21 protein-coding genes are annotated in these 15,692 nt (G+C 45.4%); 7 read left to right on the forward strand and 14 right to left on the reverse strand.

Translation table 11 applies throughout. The features are described 5' to 3' along the window. Positions 1-206 precede the first annotated feature (206 nt). The gene (locus ABK447_RS11830; RefSeq protein ID WP_012117610.1) at positions 207-965 is read left to right on the forward strand and encodes an N-acetylmuramoyl-L-alanine amidase; all 759 of its coding nucleotides are present in this window, start codon (positions 207-209) and stop codon (positions 963-965) included. Positions 966-1,014: 49 nt separating this feature from the next. Here ABK447_RS11830 and ABK447_RS11835 read toward each other — a convergent pair whose 3' ends face one another. From ABK447_RS11835 to ABK447_RS11875, 9 genes are all read right to left on the reverse strand, one after another. Next, positions 1,015-1,635 carry a hypothetical protein gene (locus ABK447_RS11835; RefSeq protein ID WP_012117609.1) on the reverse strand — a complete coding sequence of 207 codons (621 nt, stop codon included), beginning with the start codon at positions 1,633-1,635 and terminating at the stop codon, positions 1,015-1,017. Positions 1,636-1,683: 48 nt separating this feature from the next. Next, positions 1,684-2,673 carry a class 1b ribonucleoside-diphosphate reductase subunit beta gene (gene nrdF / locus ABK447_RS11840; protein WP_012117608.1) on the reverse strand — a complete coding sequence of 330 codons (990 nt, stop codon included), beginning with the start codon at positions 2,671-2,673 and terminating at the stop codon, positions 1,684-1,686. Positions 2,674-2,690: 17 nt separating this feature from the next. Further along, on the reverse strand, positions 2,691-4,793 hold the full coding sequence (gene nrdE / locus ABK447_RS11845; RefSeq protein WP_007410373.1) for a class 1b ribonucleoside-diphosphate reductase subunit alpha: 2,103 nt from the start codon (positions 4,791-4,793) through the stop codon (positions 2,691-2,693). Beyond that, entirely contained in the window at positions 4,753-5,145 is a 393-nt protein-coding gene (gene nrdI, locus ABK447_RS11850) for a class Ib ribonucleoside-diphosphate reductase assembly flavoprotein NrdI (protein WP_003154061.1), read from the reverse strand. The genes nrdE and nrdI overlap by 41 nt, the downstream gene beginning before the upstream one ends. Before the next feature lie 259 nt (positions 5,146-5,404). Continuing rightward, complete coding sequence (locus ABK447_RS11855; protein ID WP_003154062.1) at positions 5,405-5,620, reverse strand: hypothetical protein; 216 nt, start codon at positions 5,618-5,620, stop codon at positions 5,405-5,407. A gap of 82 nt (positions 5,621-5,702) precedes the next feature. Next, positions 5,703-5,978 (reverse strand): YmzC family protein, encoded by a 276-nt coding sequence (locus ABK447_RS11860; protein ID WP_007611597.1) that lies wholly within the window; start codon positions 5,976-5,978, stop codon positions 5,703-5,705. Between the two features lie 96 nt (positions 5,979-6,074). Next, positions 6,075-6,296, reverse strand: a complete 222-nt coding sequence (gene hfq / locus ABK447_RS11865) for an RNA chaperone Hfq (protein ID WP_003154064.1) — start codon at positions 6,294-6,296, stop codon at positions 6,075-6,077. Between the two features lie 39 nt (positions 6,297-6,335). After that, positions 6,336-7,280 carry a tRNA (adenosine(37)-N6)-dimethylallyltransferase MiaA gene (miaA, locus tag ABK447_RS11870; RefSeq protein ID WP_007410375.1) on the reverse strand — a complete coding sequence of 315 codons (945 nt, stop codon included), beginning with the start codon at positions 7,278-7,280 and terminating at the stop codon, positions 6,336-6,338. A 98-nt stretch (positions 7,281-7,378) separates the two neighbouring features. Further along, a complete protein-coding gene (locus ABK447_RS11875; protein ID WP_007410376.1) occupies positions 7,379-7,783 on the reverse strand; it encodes a YmaF family protein in 405 nt (134 codons plus the stop codon). A 101-nt stretch (positions 7,784-7,884) separates the two neighbouring features. On the opposite strand from ABK447_RS11875, the gene ABK447_RS11880 reads away from it, so the two are divergent. The 3 genes from ABK447_RS11880 to ABK447_RS11890 all read left to right on the forward strand — a co-directional run bounded on the left by ABK447_RS11880 (position 7,885) and on the right by ABK447_RS11890 (position 9,014). Continuing rightward, complete coding sequence (locus ABK447_RS11880) at positions 7,885-8,190, forward strand: hypothetical protein (protein WP_015239898.1); 306 nt, start codon at positions 7,885-7,887, stop codon at positions 8,188-8,190. 138 nt (positions 8,191-8,328) lie between these two features. After that, positions 8,329-8,643 (forward strand): multidrug efflux SMR transporter, encoded by a 315-nt coding sequence (locus ABK447_RS11885; RefSeq protein WP_007410378.1) that lies wholly within the window; start codon positions 8,329-8,331, stop codon positions 8,641-8,643. A 17-nt stretch (positions 8,644-8,660) separates the two neighbouring features. Then, entirely contained in the window at positions 8,661-9,014 is a 354-nt protein-coding gene (locus tag ABK447_RS11890) for a multidrug efflux SMR transporter (RefSeq protein WP_007410379.1), read from the forward strand. Positions 9,015-9,027: 13 nt separating this feature from the next. Here the strand turns inward: ABK447_RS11890 and ABK447_RS11895 are convergent, their stop codons facing one another. The 3 genes from ABK447_RS11895 to ABK447_RS11905 all read right to left on the reverse strand — a co-directional run bounded on the left by ABK447_RS11895 (position 9,028) and on the right by ABK447_RS11905 (position 10,735). Next, positions 9,028-9,480 (reverse strand): OsmC family protein, encoded by a 453-nt coding sequence (locus ABK447_RS11895; protein WP_014305039.1) that lies wholly within the window; start codon positions 9,478-9,480, stop codon positions 9,028-9,030. 58 nt (positions 9,481-9,538) lie between these two features. Continuing rightward, positions 9,539-10,246, reverse strand: a complete 708-nt coding sequence (locus tag ABK447_RS11900; RefSeq protein ID WP_007410381.1) for a poly-gamma-glutamate hydrolase family protein — start codon at positions 10,244-10,246, stop codon at positions 9,539-9,541. Positions 10,247-10,501: 255 nt separating this feature from the next. Beyond that, positions 10,502-10,735 (reverse strand): hypothetical protein, encoded by a 234-nt coding sequence (locus ABK447_RS11905; protein WP_015239897.1) that lies wholly within the window; start codon positions 10,733-10,735, stop codon positions 10,502-10,504. A gap of 178 nt (positions 10,736-10,913) precedes the next feature. Between ABK447_RS11905 and ABK447_RS11910 the strand changes: the two genes are divergently transcribed. Both ABK447_RS11910 and ABK447_RS11915 read left to right on the forward strand, forming a co-directional pair. Then, entirely contained in the window at positions 10,914-12,242 is a 1,329-nt protein-coding gene (locus tag ABK447_RS11910) for a S8 family peptidase (protein ID WP_007410382.1), read from the forward strand. Between the two features lie 192 nt (positions 12,243-12,434). Then, positions 12,435-12,797, forward strand: a complete 363-nt coding sequence (locus tag ABK447_RS11915; protein WP_007410383.1) for a hypothetical protein — start codon at positions 12,435-12,437, stop codon at positions 12,795-12,797. A gap of 33 nt (positions 12,798-12,830) precedes the next feature. Here the strand turns inward: ABK447_RS11915 and ABK447_RS11920 are convergent, their stop codons facing one another. Both ABK447_RS11920 and ABK447_RS11925 read right to left on the reverse strand, forming a co-directional pair. After that, positions 12,831-13,586 (reverse strand): YoaK family protein, encoded by a 756-nt coding sequence (locus ABK447_RS11920; protein ID WP_003154084.1) that lies wholly within the window; start codon positions 13,584-13,586, stop codon positions 12,831-12,833. Between the two features lie 59 nt (positions 13,587-13,645). After that, a complete protein-coding gene (locus ABK447_RS11925; protein WP_015417516.1) occupies positions 13,646-14,080 on the reverse strand; it encodes a NucA/NucB deoxyribonuclease domain-containing protein in 435 nt (144 codons plus the stop codon). A gap of 288 nt (positions 14,081-14,368) precedes the next feature. Between ABK447_RS11925 and ABK447_RS11930 the strand changes: the two genes are divergently transcribed. Next, entirely contained in the window at positions 14,369-15,580 is a 1,212-nt protein-coding gene (locus ABK447_RS11930) for a cytochrome P450 (RefSeq protein WP_094031922.1), read from the forward strand. Positions 15,581-15,692 lie beyond the last annotated feature (112 nt).

A 15,692-nucleotide genomic window follows, 5' to 3' on the forward strand; every position in this document is an offset into this window, starting at 1 on the left:
TTCCGTTCTCTTCGGGAATGATGTTGAATCCTGCGCTTTCCCGAGAAATATTTTTCATTTCTTATTGTATTCAGCAGAAACGGGAGGACAAACCATTTATTTTTATTTTCCGGGAAATGTTGGGGATATTTCTCATTTTTTTTATGAATGACAGCCGTACAAGCACCATTTGAATATCATCATATGCTGTAATGAGGTGATGGAGAATGGTTAAAATTTTTATAGACCCCGGTCATGGCGGAACTGATTCAGGTGCAACCGGAAACGGACTTCAGGAAAAAGCGGTCACGCTGGAGATCGCGCTGGCTTTGCGCACGATTCTGACGAATGAGTATGAAGGAGTTTCTGTCACGATGAGCAGGACAAGCGATAAGACGGTCAGCCTGACGGAGAGAACGGATGCCGCCAACAGCTGGGGCGCAGATTATTTTTTATCCATTCATATTAACTCAGGAGGCGGAACCGGATTCGAAAGCTATATTTACCCCGGTGTCGGAGCGCCGACCTCGACTTACCAATCAGCCGTCCACACGCAAGTGATTCAAGCATCGGGTTTTAATGACCGAGGAAAAAAAACAGCCAACTTCCATGTGCTGCGGGAGACAAGTATGCCGGCGATTTTGACGGAGAATGGTTTTGTTGATACGTCAGCTGATGCAAACAAACTGAAAACAGCCAGTTTTATTGAAAGCCTTGCAAGAGGACATGCCAAGGGCTTGGAGCAAGCTTTCGGTCTAAAAAAAAAGGCTGACTTATATAAAGTGCAAATCGGCGCATTCAAAGTGAAAGCAAATGCTGATGCGCTTGCCGCCGATGCGGAGTCTAAAGGTTTTGACGCGATTGTGCTTCCAAAAGGCGGCTTATTTAAAGTGCAGATCGGCGCATTCTCTTCCAGAGATTACGCTGAAGCGTTGGCAGCGCGGGCCGAAAAAGCCGGATTTGATGCCTTCATTATGCAAGACTAAATGAAAAAACCCCCGCTCTCCCTTTTTTGGGCCGAACGGGGGTTTTTTGTTATTGAAGTATATCGGCGACAAACTGAGACCAAGCTTCAAGACGCTGATACACATTTTCCTCTTTCAGTTCGCTCAGTTTCATCCAGCGCCCGGCGATTTGATCTTTTTCTTTCACTTCGACTTGTGCCGCAGACGCTAACTGGAGCGCAGAAAGGATGCCGATATGCACCTTTCCTACATCGTTTTCATCATCATTGATCAGGCCGAGTGTGACAATGTTTTGTTTGTCTTCCTCGCGAATGTACAGTTCTTCCGCCAGCTCCCGGTCGGTATTCTGTTTCAGCACTTCCGAAAATGAAGCCGCCCCTTCCATAGGGTTCATGTGTCCGCCGAAGCCGAGAGAAAGCTTATTATGGAGGCGCGATTCCCCTCCGCCCGCGAGCCGTTCATACACAAACACCTCATCGTCACGGCGGATGACGACATACGGAATCGGCTGTTTAAATCGCGGGTCCTCTTCCGCGTCGCCTCTTCTGATTTCAAAAAAATGCGCCTCAATTTGAGCCATAATGTTTACGATACGTTCATCCTCGCTGTTGACTCCCTGAAATGTCAGCATTTCGTTTTGAAAGACATCACTCCGCGGTGCAGCCAAGATGATTTCATCCATTTTATTCATGCCCGTTCCTCCTGTCTTACCTCTCCATTCAAGCCAAAAGAGCAGATATTATATCTGCTCTTCATCTTGGCCAAAATAAAAATCTTCGTCCTTAATCGGTTCTACCGTCGCCTTTTTGTAGCCGTTTCCTTTCATGGAGAAGAAATCATGTGATTTTGTTTTGGTGTTTAATCCGTTTAATACGATCGGATTAATATCCTCTTCTTCAAAGTAAGGATCGAACCCTAAGTTCATCAAAGCTTTATTGGCGTTATAGCGGATGAATTTCTTTACATCGTGTGAGAGTCCGACTTGATCGTACAAGTCCTCTGTATATTCAAGCTCATTTTCATATAACTGATTCAGAAGGTCAATCGCAAATTCACGAAGCTCTGCTTTTTTCTCTTCTGTCTGTTTATTATAAATTTCCTGAGCAAGGAGACCGACATACACGCCGTGAATCGCTTCGTCACGAAGGATCAGGTTAATGATCTCACCGCTTTGCATCAGTTTTCCTTGTCCGTAGAAATATAACGGATAATAGAAACCGCTGTAGAAAAGGAAGCTTTCCAGATAGACGGAAGCAACCATCGCTTTGAACAGTGAAATTTCATCATCTTTTTGAATGGCTTTGTAAAGCCCGACAATCATTTGCGCTTTTTTCTGCAGATATTTATTCTGCTTTACCCATTCAAATACTTCGTTGATCGTTTCAGTCGGAGCAAGCGTCATAAAAATATTTGAATATGATTTTGCGTGCACGGCGTTTTCCATCATCGCCATGAAATTAAGAACCGCTTTTCGCTGATGGCCTTCGACGTGCTCAGCCACAATCGGCATGCCCGTGTTCCCCTGCTCTGTATCAAGCAGTGTCAGGCCGGCGAGCACCTTCATGTACGTATCCTGCTCATTTTTACCCAAATACTTCCAAGTGAGAAGATCGCCGTTTAATGCGATCTCTTCCGGAAGCCAAAACTGCTTTACGTTTTGGTTGTAAAACATTTGGGTGAAATCATCTTCATGCTTTGACCAGTTTGCTGCGTCATAAATTTTCGTCACTATAAACTCTCCTTTAATCAAACAACACAAGAAAGGCAGCTATCTTGCCCGGTATCTTTCGTTCTTGCATAGTAAATGGTTTTGATGCCTCTATGGTGGGCATACAGATCAATACGGTTCAGATCACGAGTTGTCATCGTATCTTTCAAAAACAGGGTAAAGCTGATTCCCTGATCGATATGCTGCTGGATTGTCGCGATCATATCCACCACTTTGAACATGTCCATATCATAAGCTTCTTTGTAGAAGAACCAGTTATTAGACGCTAATCCCGGCATCGGGTAATACGTTTTTGAATTTCCGTATGTTCTTTCTTCGATCCGTTCCATGATCGGCATAACGGACGCCGTGCTGGATTGGACGTAGGAAATGGAGCCTGTCGGCGCGATGCACAGTCTGTAGCTGTGATACATACCGTGTTCAGCGACAAACGCCTTCAGCTCTTTCCAGTCTTCGATTGTCGGAATGTGCATGCCCTCAAAGAGCGCAGCGATTTTTTCGTATGCCGGTGAGAACTCTTTTTCGATGTATTTATTGAAATATTCTCCCGTTGCATAAGTGGAGCCTTCATAATGCTCAAACGTTTCGCCTTTTTCTTTCGCAAGCTCAGCTGAACGCTGGATGGAATAAAAGTTCACCATCATAAAGAACGTATTCGCGAAATCTCTTGCTTCCGGGCTTTCATAAGCGATGCCGTTTTGGGCAAGGTAGCCGTGGAGGTTCATGGCGCCTAAACCGATCGACTTCATCGCTTTGTTCGCGCGTCTGACTGCCGGCGCGTTGCGGATATCCGTCGTCTCAGATACATGAGTCAGGGAATCCGTCGCGAGTTTCACCGTGCGCTCAATCGATTTATGTTTCATGACATTCAAAATATTTAATGAACCAAGGTTGCAGGAAATGTCCAAGCCGATTTCGTCTTCTTCATCATAATCTGTGTAAGCCGAAACTTGTGACGCTTGAAGCACCTCAGAGCAAAGGTTCGAGAATTTCACTTTTGATACGTGGTTATTCGCGTGCTCTTTGTTTACGTTGTCCTGGAACATAATGTACGGATAACCTGACTCAGAACGGAGAACGGCAAGCTTTTCAAGCAATTTGCGCGCATTCACTTTTTCTTTTTTGACACGCGGGTTGTCGACAAGCTCCTCATACATCGCCGTCATGTCCATTTCGTCCATATGCTGGCCGTATTCTTTATAAATCGTATGCGGATAGAATACATAAGCCGCTTTATCCTCACGCGCAAGCTCAACGAACTTATCCGGAATGACGACACCGATAGAAAGCGTTTTGACGCGCACATCTTCATCCGCAGAAATCTTTTTCGTATCAAGAAAATCATTGATATCGCGGTGGAAAATATTTAAATACGCCGCGCCTGAGCCTTGTCTTTGGCCCATTTGGTCAGCGTAACGGAACGCATTATCAAGAAGCTTCATGACGCCTACAACACCTTTTGTGGCGTTTTCAACATCTTTAATCGCTTCGCCTTTCGCGCGAAGCTTGGACAGATTAAGAGAAACCCCGCCGCCCAATTTAGACAGCTGCATGGAAATATCGATCGCCCGTGAAATATCGTTTAAGGAATCATTGACTTCGAGCAAGAAGCAGCTCACCAGTTCTCCGCGGCGTTTTCTGCCGGCATTCAAAAATGTCGGTGTACTCGGCTGATATTCCTGGTTGATCATCAGGTTTACATATTCTTTTGCTTTCTCAGTGTCGCCGTTTGCGAAGAACAGCGCGACGATTGAGATTCGGTCCTCATAACGCTCGAGGATTCTTTTCTTGTCATTCGTTTTCAAAGCATAGTCATTATAAAATTTAAACGCACTCATGAAGGAAGGAAAACGAAACTTCTTTGCGTAAGCTGTCTTAAACACTTCTTTAATGTCTTCAAAAGAGTAAAGGCTTAAGAATTCCTCTTCGTAGTATTGGTTTTCAATCAAATAATCCAGCTTCTCTTTTAAATCGTGAAAGTAAACTGTGTTTTGATTGATATAGTCAACAAAATAGCTATGTACAGCCTCTTTATCTTTATCAAACTGGAATTTTCCATCTTGTTGGATCATGATTTCGTTATTTAACTGGATCCATTTTGGCACTTGATTTTGTGACAACTCTTTCTACCTCCTGAGTAAACAATTCAACGTCTTTAGATGTGCCGCTGAGTTCAAATTTGTGCAAGATCGGCACCTGATATTGTCTTGAAATGGTATCGGCGCTTTTTGCAAAGTTATCGCCCCATACTTTGTTGCCGCTCGCAGCGACTCCTAATAAGAGATGGGCGTATTTTTCGAGAAATGATTGTGTTGATGCCGGTACCTGACCGAAGTTTGTCGTGTAGGTGACCAAAACAAACGGAGTGTCCACGTGGTCCGTTTCGTCCACCTTGCGGATCAGCTGAAAGTCTGTTTTATTCACAAAACGCTGAACATTCCCTGTCTTTGAATCAAATATGATTTGAACCATCCTTATCACGACCTATCAAAAATAATGAATCTCTTAACACTATATATAGTATACTAACCTCTCAGAAAAACACAACATATTGAGATCGATTTATAAAAAATTCATATTTTTGAAAGAGCGGACTTTGGCTCTGGCCCGATTAACGCCCAAAAAAGAGAGCAGAACGAGAATCATCTCTCATCCTACTCAAGGTGTCATGTGTAAGCCGATGTCTATCATAACATGAAAAAAAACTGCTTAGTAGTCTAGACTTTTATTCTTATTTTTTGTAAGAATCACATTTTTTTTCGCTTTCAACGGTTTCTTCAATCTCCACATCAGCACCGATTTCTTTCAGTACGGCTTTCAGAGCGCTTGTGATGGAAGCCTCTCTGATCAGTTCTTTGCCGTCAACGATGATGCTGGTTCCATATTCATAGCAGGAATCATCTTCACAAGTTTCTTCCCAATGGTTGATTATCACCTTGTGTTTCAATCGTCTCACCCTCTGCATGATCAATGTCAGTACTTAGTGTAGCTTGTGCGGCCCGCTTTGTAAATTCGAACGCTTGTGAAATTTATTCAAGCTCATCCAGCGCCGTTTCTTTTTTCAGTTCGATTTTATTCGTTTTTTCATCATAGCGGTATATTTTTAAGTAACCGTCCTCAACGATGCCGAAACGATTATGTTCCAGCTGCACCATGCCTTCTGTCTGCGGTTCGGTATCCGTTGAGCCGCCGTCATCATCCGTCACCACAGTCTCATGATTGCTGCAAGCTCCAAACAGCAAAAAAACAGCGATCCAAACGAGCGTAATCCTGATTCTTCTCAGTTCATTTTCACTTTCGAACACGATTTTCCGAACCCCCTTTTATGTTTCCGATATACAGCCTGCAATATACAGATGCGCATAGAAAAAGACCATTGTTCATGGTCTTTTTCAAAAAGTCTATTCAAGCTCAAGCTGGACGTTTTTTTGCGGGGCGAACGTGGAGATGGCATGTTTATAAATAAGCTGCTGCTTCCCCTCCGTTTCGAGCAAAACGGTAAAGTTGTCAAAGCCTTTTACCTGGCCGCGAAGCTGGAAGCCGTTGAGTAAAAACACCGTGACGAACGTATTGTCTTTTCGGATTTGATTCAAAAACTGATCTTGAATATTAATCGGTTTCATGTTTCGTCCTCCTTGGTTCTCAATACAATACTGTTTCGATTAAATTTCCAGTTTTCCTGCTATGCACTCGAAAATTTCCTTTTTTTTCTGCTCAATATCAACAGGCGGCGTCATATCTGTCCATGAAACGGGCATTTTATTGCGAAACCAGGTCAGCTGGCGTTTCGCATATCGCCTAGAATTTTGTTTTAATTGTTCCACAGCCTGAGGGAGCGGGACTTTACCATCAAGATATTCATACAGCTCTTTATAGCCGATCGCCTGAATCGATTGGCTGTCCCGTATATTCATATCATACAGCCGCTTTACTTCGTCAAGAAGGCCGGTTTCCAGCATCAGGTCAACGCGCTCGTTAATCCGGCCGTACAGCACTTCTCTGTCCATTGTAAGACCGATAAGAACCGCATTGTAAAGCAGCTCCCGTTTTTGGGTTTTAAGATGCTCTGACATTGTTTTTCCCGATACATGCAAGATTTCGAGCGCGCGGATGACTCTTCGCGTATTGTTTTGATGAATGGCTGCCGCCGCTTCCGGGTCGGCTGCCGCAAGCTTGGCATGAAGCGCTTCCGCCCCTTCTTCAGCCGCCAGTTTCTCCATGCGCTCCCGGAATACAGGGTCGCCGGAGTTTTCCGTGAACGTATAGTCATACAGCACGGACTGAATGTACAGACCCGTCCCCCCGACAATCATCGGCAGCTTCCCTCTATCGGCAATCTCGGTGATTTTTCCCCTTACCATTTTCTGATAATCCGCCGTTGAAAAAGTGTCGGACGGCTCCAAAATATCAATCAGGTGATGCGGCACGCCTTCTGTCTCTTCTTCGGTGACTTTGGCCGTTCCGATGTCCATCCCTTTATATACCTGCATGGAATCTCCGCTGATGATTTCCGCATTCAGCATTTTCGCGAGTCCGATGCTTAGTTTTGTTTTTCCGACTGCCGTCGGTCCGACAAGTATGACGACAGGCTGTTTTTTATTTTTCAATATGTATCACTCTCTTTTATAAATCTCCCCCTAATTATAGCATTCATTTCTTCAGGCACCTATCCATTTTGCCCTTTTTCCTGAGCGCTAAACGTCCATTACCACCCGATCGGCTCGTTTCCGACAACCTCTCTCGTTTTTCCTTTGAGTGTATGGCGGTGCGTTTTCCGTCCTTCCTCCCGCGGATCGTAAACGACGCCGCCGTGCTGGATCTGAATCGGCTCATTGTAGGCGGCAAAGGTGGTCTCTGAAAGCTCATGGTAATGTGTTCCGTCAACCCTCGGGATGGCAGGGCCGGAAATGCCGTAATACCTATGAAAATGGCCGTTTTCAAACGAGGTGATGCCCGTATAGAAATGTGTATGCTCATCTGTATTGCTGCCGTTCTCCGGTTGCGAAAAGCCTTCGATCACATGGTAATGTCCCTGCACTACATCCGTAACAGCCCGGTATGCGTGTGTGTGCGGAGGTTTTTTTGACCAATCGGACTGATACAGGCCCACAAAAGCTCACTCCTTTATTTTTTTGATAAACGCCCAATCAAAAATTGGTGGGCTGAATACTCTGTTATCATCTCAAATTTATTCTTGGAGGTACCTAAATTATGAATGAAGAATACACATACGAAGCAGATAGTGATATGAGACAGTTTGGACGGCCCGGATTTGGGTTCGGACGGCCGGGATTCGGGTTCGGGCGTCCCGGATTCGGATTCGGCTTCGGACGGCCGGGTTTTGGTTTTGGCCGGCCTTGGTTTGGCCGCCCTTGGTTTGGCGGGTTCGGACGGCCGTTTGGTTTTTACGGCGGACCGTTTGTCGGAGGGCTTGTCGGGGGGCTTGTCGGAAGCGCTTTGTTCAATCCGTATTTGTACGGAGGTTACGGCTACCCTTACTATCCGTATTACTACTAAGACAATCAAAAAGGGCTCCTTTCAGGGGCCTTTTTGTATAGGCCTAATGTCTTGACTTGGCGGGCAAAGTTCGGATATTATTTTATTTTACTGCCTTAAACAAAAGGCATAAGGATTATGATGAGAGGGGGATTTGATATGATTCTGGGTTATATCTTCCTCACAATTGCTATTTTATCAGAGTCAATCGGCGCGGCCATGCTGAAGGTCTCCCGCGGATTTACGCGGTTTTTGCCGAGCGCGCTTGTAGTGGCAGGCTATTCATTGGCCTTTTATATGCTTTCACTGACACTGAATCTCATTCCGCTTAGCTTATCCTATGCAACATGGAGCGGAGCCGGAACGGTGCTCGCATCCATTATCGGAGCGAAATGGTTTCATGAAAAACTGGACAAGCAGGCCGTCATCGGACTCTTTTTCTTATTGGCCGGTGTCATTTTGATGAATTGGTAGAAAGGAGAGGCATGCTGATGAAAGGATTACTTTGCTTGGCATTAGCCATTGTATCAGAAGTGTTCGGGAGCACGATGCTGAAGCTGTCGGACGGTTTTACGCACCTGTGGCCCGCTCTCGGCGTCATCGCCGGAATCGGAGCCTCTTTTATGTTTTTGAGCTTCTCTTTGAAAAGCCTTGATTTATCCGCCGCATACGCGACATGGTCAGGTGTCGGCACCGCTTTAACGGCAATTGTCGGCTTTTTTGTTTTTAAGGAGGCCATGACAGTCAAAATGATGATCGGGCTTGTTTTGGTCATCACGGGCGTCATCCTGCTGAACCGTTCCAAGTCTCAAAAAGCTAAAAAAAATCAAACGGCCCGGAGCTGACCGTTTGAACTCGTCAAGCGCGGGCAGCTTTTACTTCAACCTCAAGCTCCATCTCCACGTTTCCTTGGACCGCTCGTGAAATCATACATGAGGACTCTGCTTTTTGCGCTAACTTCCTGGCGAGCGTAAAGTCCGTTTCGGCTGCATCCGGCTTTAATAATATAAACGGGCGGTGAATGATTTTCTGGTACGTGAACACACCGTTCGTGACGTCTACAATTCCTTCAGATTCCATATGTAGATCTTCTTTATCCAGGCCGCTTCTTTCCATCATCGCCGCAAGCGTTATAATATAACAGGTCGCGGCCGCTCCAAGCAGCATTTCATCAGGATTTGTGCCTTCTCCGGGTCCGTCCATTTCCTTAGGAATGGACACAGCCGTTTCCAGCCGGCCGCTTTTAATATCGCCGACGTCATTGCGATTTCCGGGCCAATTTGCTTTTAAATAAAAGTGATGTTTTGCCAAGGGACAAACCTCCTTTTTTCAGTTTACTCATCTTTCACTCGTTTGTCTTTTTTTAAGCTTACGAATACTCTTGATTGATCACTCTTTTTATCGTACGGACAAACCGGTAAAATTCCTCCGTTTTTGTGAATTCCCTTTCGCGGTAATCAAAATTATCAAAAAACGCTTCCCGCTGTTCTCTGCTGATCTCAAGCTGTATGCTCAGCCCGGTTTGCGCCTGGTTATTGATATTTTCGGTGTCAACCCCGGCCAGACCGGTTTTTGAGGTTGCCAATTCTGCAGAAAATCCGTTTCGTTCGAGAGCTCTCACCAATTTTTTCGCCCGCTTCCGGTCGCTTCCTCCGACAAGAGTATTTTTCTCGTCGCCTTTATAACCGTGAACTGCGATAACATAATGGTGCTGCTTAATGCTTTCGACTGCTGAAGGCTCATCGAACCTGGTGCTCGTAATATGAAGAGTCTGGTTATCATGCGTTTTTAATCCCTCAAACAGATAGGTTGAATAATCATCTCTGAAAGAGCGGACGATCTCGCTCACCCCGCCCTCAATTCTCCCTCCGTGCGGCGACATGATCAATACGGGGCTCCCCTTTCGCTTATTGTACGATATATGATAATCATCGGGGTCTTCATGTTCAGCCAAATCTTTAAAATCTGTGTATGTATCAGAAGAATTCGAGGGATCAGGGTCTGACGCATAATGAGCACATCTTATTAGTAAGACCATTGCTACGATAATGATGACATTAAGTAAAATTCTTTTCATCAGCTCTCCTTCTTTGCTCCTTTCTGAAAAATGACATGTTCATTATATGGATTTTTGTCAATAGGTCTTATCTTAACATTCTATTAACATTATCATCAGTGAAAAACTTCCCGGTTTCGAAAAATCAATGGATTGTCACGGTTCAAGCGCTCAAATGCCGGGCATCAGTGAAAAAAGGTTGAGAGAGGGCAAAAAAAAAGGGAGGAACGCCCGAATTTTCAGGGGCGGGAGATTCACGGCCGGAAACGGACGGCATCAAGAATACGCTTTTAAAAATGAATATCCGCCTCCCGAAGCAAATGCACAGGACAGAATGGAGCCCGTCAAAAAAGTTCTCATCTGCCTTTTTGTACAGCAAAATGCCGTTACAGCCCGCTCATCCCCTTTTTTTATCATAATGGTCCGTTTTGAAATGGAGCCGTCTTTTTTCATATATATAATATCAATCGGAAGCTGTTTTTCCAAGGAATGTCTCAATATTATGTTCATGTATATACCTCCTTCCGCCGGCTTCATTATAAACGAACAAACGTTCTGTTTCAACTCGATTTCTTCTCCTGAAAAAGCCGCAAGTAACCAGCGCTCCTGAAGGACAAACAAACTGACCGAACATACGGCCTGTTCATATGGTATAGAGAGAATCGCCAGAATGGGAGGAAAAGTATATATGTTTGGTTACTCAATGGTACAAATGGTGCGGTCAAATGCTCATAAGCTGGACTGGCCGCTCAGAGAAAACGTATTACAGTTATATAAACCTTTCAAATGGACACCTTGCTTTTTGCACAAGTTTTTCGAAAAAAAGGTGAAAAACAGAAAGAAAATGTCAGTCATCATTGAATTTGAAGAGGGCTGCCATGAATCCGGTTTTCACAGCACAGGACAGGTCTTATCAAAAGAAAAACGCTGCACCATAAAAAAGCAGTTTCAAACAATCAATTGCTGCAGCGCCGAAGTCACTCCGTCCGCCCTTCACATGCTTCTTTCGCAATGCCGGGATATCCGTAAAATCTATTTAAACCGTGAAGTAAAAGCGCTCCTTGATACGGCAGCTGAATCGTCTCATGCAAAAGAAGTGACCCGTAACGGCACCGTATTAACAGGAAAAGGCGTAACCGTCGCCGTTATTGATACCGGAATCTATCAGCATCCCGATTTAGAAGGCAGAGTTATCGGATTTGCGGACTTTGTCAACCAAAAGACAGAACCGTATGATGACAACGGACACGGCACCCATTGCGCCGGTGATATCGCAAGCAGCGGCGCTTCATCTTCGGGTAAATATCAGGGGCCGGCGCCGGAAGCCGATCTGATCGGAGTCAAGGTATTAAACAAATCAGGATCAGGAACCTTGGCTGATATCATTGAAGGTGTGGAATGGTGCATACAATATAATAAAGAACACACAAAGAATCCGATCAGAATCATCAGCATGTCACTGGGCGGAGATGCGCTCAGATATGATAAAGAAACGGACGACCCGCTCGTCAAGGCCGTTGAAGAGGCATGGAATGAAGGAATCGTCGTCTGCGTCGCCGCGGGCAACTCCGGTCCGGAAGCTCAAACGATTTCAAGCCCCGGTGTCAGCGAGAAGGTCATCACAGTAGGCGCCTATGATGACAATGATACGGCCGGCAATGAGGACGATACGGTCGCTTCTTTCTCAAGCCGCGGCCCGACGGTGTACGGAAAAGAGAAGCCTGACATTCTTGCGCCCGGGGTCGATATCGTATCTCTCCGTTCTCCGCGTTCATACCTTGACAAATTACAGAAATCAAACCGTGTAGGCTCCTTGTATTTCAGTCTGTCGGGCACGTCCATGGCCACTCCGATCTGTGCGGGCATTGCCGCCTTAATCCTTCAGCAGAACCCGCAGCTTTCGCCTGACGAAGTGAAAACACTGATCAAACAAAGTCCGGATCAATGGACAAATGAAGATCCGAACATTTACGGAGCGGGCGCAGTAAACGCTGAAAACGCCGTGCCGAAAGAGTAACCTTTTTATCATGAGAACGGGGTCGTCTGCATTGGCAGATGACCCCGTTTTTTAGGTGAACAGATGAAACATTTATAATGAAGGAACTCGGAATGCTTCAGAACCGGCTGTCAGAAAAAAAGATCAATGCAAGGCAGTGTATTTCTAAAAAAATAGGGAATAAGTATGGTGTAGATAAAAGGAGGAATCACAATGGCACTTACAAACACCGAATTGTCTGAATGGCTGCAAAAACAGATCGGACAAACGCTTGATATCAGGAAAGGAGAGCTGACAGACAGCCGAAACGAGATTTCTGATATGGATCAGATCATGCTTCACCTTGATGATGTTCTCGTCCGCCGGACAAACCATCCCGATGACTATGTAGCGGACGAAGAGCTCGTCTTAAAAGGGCATGGCACAACCTATACGGAGGAAGGAAATGTCCCGCTTCCCCAAGATGCGTATGAAATCCCTCTGCTCGGCGACATTACCATCCAAAAGGAGCAAGACGGATTAAAGGTACATACAGATCGGGCCGTTTATACAATCGGTACCCGGAAAGAGCAATAAAAAGAAAAAACGCCCTGAATCAGCGGCGTTTTTTTATTGGTTTTTTTCTTCTGAATATCCGTGGAACATCGTGAATGCGCAAAGCATAATGCCTAAAATAATGATAATCGGGAGCCAGATCACGGCAAACTTATAATCCGGTTCAGCGAATGCACCGATGACCGCCCCAAAGCAATACAGCACCAAAGCAAGCGCGCGCAATACAGCATCTCTCGTAAACTGCTTCCGCTTGTCCGCTTTGTAAAACCTTGCGGTGAGATCTTCAAAAAAATTAGCGAGCGTTCCCGTTAATACGGTCGTGGAAATCCCCGCTACACCAAGTTTTCTCGCGGCTGTCGTCTGCATTCCCATTGCGAAGCTGAGCAGCATAATCAGCACATAAACAGAAATGGCATCTGCAAAAAAGCAGGAGAACAAAGCAAACAGCAGCAAAACAGCTCCTTCAATAGCTAAAGCGGCAGTTACCGCAGGGGGCCAGAATGATTTCTTTTTATTGCCCACAAGCAGGGCCGCGGCAATAACGCCGGCAATAAATCCGATTAACGAGGTTAACGATTTGAGTACGGCAAGGTGCCACGAGTTGCCGATCGCCAGGCCGAACAGAACGATGTTCCCCGTCATATTGGCGGTAAAGATATGTCCCAGGCTTAAATAACCGATCACATCCACAATTCCCGCTGTTAAACAAAGAAGTAAAAGTGCAATATTTCGGTATGTAGTCACTGTCAATGTGATCCAATCCTTTCTCATGCTGATTCCAACATATAAGTTTACTCTTTGCCATTTCATATGTCCAGCCGGCGTGCCGCTTTTTCAGAGCATAAAAAAACTCCGGCGAACCGGAGAAGCTACTGAACGATAAATAATACTCTCGTGCCGTCGGAATATCCGCTCATTTGATTTCCAACCCATGAACCGGCCCCGCGGTTATCCGACGGGGTTACATATCTGACATCAGCCCCCGCCCCGCCTTCTGTGCAGACTGCCATGGGCCATTCATCACGGTCAAACCCGGGCTTTGTCGGAATTCCTTTCAATGATTCTTTCCTTCTATTCTCTGCTCCGCCCCGATCAATTGTACAAATCTCAGAATGACCTGCCGAAATGGCGTCTTTTATATGATTTCCCGTCTCCGGATATTTTGACAGCGGGAAATACAGCACCTGATCGTATCGGGATGCGGCACGAGCAGCACTGTCCGAATGGATACCGGCGCCCGTAAGGCCGAACTGAAGAGAGATCACCAAAAGCAGACTTGCCGCCCATTTCATAAACGCATTCATTCACATCCTCCTTAAGAAGTTGATATGAAGCGTAAATATGTATATTAGCCGGATTTAACACACATGATGAAATGGCAAAAAAAGTTTGCTGTTTTGTTGATAATCAACGAAAATGGCGGCTTTACGATTTGTCTATTGAACCGGCTTCTGTTTCCTTATATATTTTAGACATACTTATGAGCCGTTGTGATCAGTGTCTTCGGCAGATAAAAGGAGGAATGCCGTCCGGTCGGCAGGCACCGGCTGTTTGTTATGTCTTTTCAAAAACATGAAGGCGGGGAAATCCAGATGGAAAAAACAATGTTTCACCCACACTCACCCGAGTTTCACGAAAACCCTTTTGCGGTTTTAAGCAGATTCAGAGAGCAGGACCCCATACATAAATTCGAACTGCAGCGTTTCGGAGGCACCTTTCCGGCTTGGCTCATCACGCGTTATGATGATTGTATGGCGTTTTTGAAAGACGGCAGAATTACGAGAGATGTAAAACGAGTCATGCCGAAGGAGCTGATCGCGAAGCTGAATGTCAGTGAAGATATCGATTTTGTCTCAGAACATATGCTGGCAAAAGACCCCCCTGATCATTCACGACTTCGATCTTTGGTGCATCAGGGGTTTACTCCCCGGATGATTGAGCAGCTTCGCACCGGGATAGAGCAGATCACAGAAGAGCTGCTGGATGAAATGGAAACAAAAGCAGACCCTGATATCATGAGAGATTTCGCCGCACCGCTTCCGTTTATCGTCATTTCCGAGCTGCTCGGAATTCCGAAAGAGGACCGCGCCAAATTTCAAGTGTGGACAAACGCAATGGTCGACACGTCAGAAAGCGGACAAGATGCGACCAACCAGGCTCTCAAAGAATTTAAACAATATATGAAAACACTGATCGAAGAAAAAAGAAAACATCCGGGTGAAGACTTGACGAGCAAGCTTATTTACGCTGAAGAGGACGGCCAAAAGCTGAGTGAATCAGAGCTGTATTCCATGCTGTTTTTGTTAGTCGTTGCCGGGCTTGAAACAACGGTTAACCTTCTCGGCTCCGGCACCCTGGCGCTTCTTCTGCACAAAGACCAGATGGATAAGATAAAGCGGCAGCCGGAAAATATCCAGACGGCGGTCGAAGAGCTTTTGCGTTATACCTCTCCCGTCATCATGATGGCAAATCGATGGGCGATTGAAGATTTCACCTATAAAGATGTTTCCATTAAAAAAGGCGATATGATATTTATCGGCATCGGTTCAGCCAATCGGGACCCGGAATATTTCGATGATCCTGATACATTAAATATAGCGAGAACACCGAACCGTCATATTTCTTTTGGATTCGGCATTCATTTTTGTCTCGGGGCTCCGCTCGCCCGGATGGAAGCATCCATTGCCTTTACTGCGCTTTTAAAACGGTTTCCGGATATAGAGCTGAAAGGCGCGCCCGAGGATGTAACATGGAGAAAAAATGTGTTTTTGAGAGGGCTTGAAACATTGCCTGTCAGATTTTAATATCGCCCCCCTGTTTTTCGGGGGTTTTTTTAATGTCTTATAAACAGAAATCAATATCACATTGAAGATTTAGTACATAGTTAATTTAGTTCTATATAGATAAAAAAGCGGC

It is taken from the genome of Bacillus sp. hwrm1, assembly GCF_040207805.1.
GTDB classification, from domain to species: Bacteria; Bacillota; Bacilli; order Bacillales; family Bacillaceae; genus Bacillus; species Bacillus velezensis.

Coding starts and splice junctions, on each gene's coding strand:
- ABK447_RS11885 (WP_007410378.1), top strand. CDS start 8,329: ATGATTCTGGGTTATATCTTCCTCACAATTGCTATTTTATCAGAGTCA.
- ABK447_RS11905 (WP_015239897.1), bottom strand. CDS start 10,735: ATGAACATAATATTGAGACATTCCTTGGAAAAACAGCTTCCGATTGAT.
- ABK447_RS11915 (WP_007410383.1), top strand. CDS start 12,435: ATGGCACTTACAAACACCGAATTGTCTGAATGGCTGCAAAAACAGATC.
- ABK447_RS11910 (WP_007410382.1), top strand. CDS start 10,914: ATGTTTGGTTACTCAATGGTACAAATGGTGCGGTCAAATGCTCATAAG.
- nrdI (WP_003154061.1), bottom strand. CDS start 5,145: ATGGTTCAAATCATATTTGATTCAAAGACAGGGAATGTTCAGCGTTTT.
- ABK447_RS11900 (WP_007410381.1), bottom strand. CDS start 10,246: ATGAAAAGAATTTTACTTAATGTCATCATTATCGTAGCAATGGTCTTA.
- ABK447_RS11890 (WP_007410379.1), top strand. CDS start 8,661: ATGAAAGGATTACTTTGCTTGGCATTAGCCATTGTATCAGAAGTGTTC.
- ABK447_RS11835 (WP_012117609.1), bottom strand. CDS start 1,635: ATGAATAAAATGGATGAAATCATCTTGGCTGCACCGCGGAGTGATGTC.
- ABK447_RS11880 (WP_015239898.1), top strand. CDS start 7,885: ATGAATGAAGAATACACATACGAAGCAGATAGTGATATGAGACAGTTT.
- ABK447_RS11925 (WP_015417516.1), bottom strand. CDS start 14,080: ATGAATGCGTTTATGAAATGGGCGGCAAGTCTGCTTTTGGTGATCTCT.
- ABK447_RS11830 (WP_012117610.1), top strand. CDS start 207: ATGGTTAAAATTTTTATAGACCCCGGTCATGGCGGAACTGATTCAGGT.
- hfq (WP_003154064.1), bottom strand. CDS start 6,296: ATGAAACCGATTAATATTCAAGATCAGTTTTTGAATCAAATCCGAAAA.
- ABK447_RS11930 (WP_094031922.1), top strand. CDS start 14,369: ATGGAAAAAACAATGTTTCACCCACACTCACCCGAGTTTCACGAAAAC.
- ABK447_RS11920 (WP_003154084.1), bottom strand. CDS start 13,586: ATGAAATGGCAAAGAGTAAACTTATATGTTGGAATCAGCATGAGAAAG.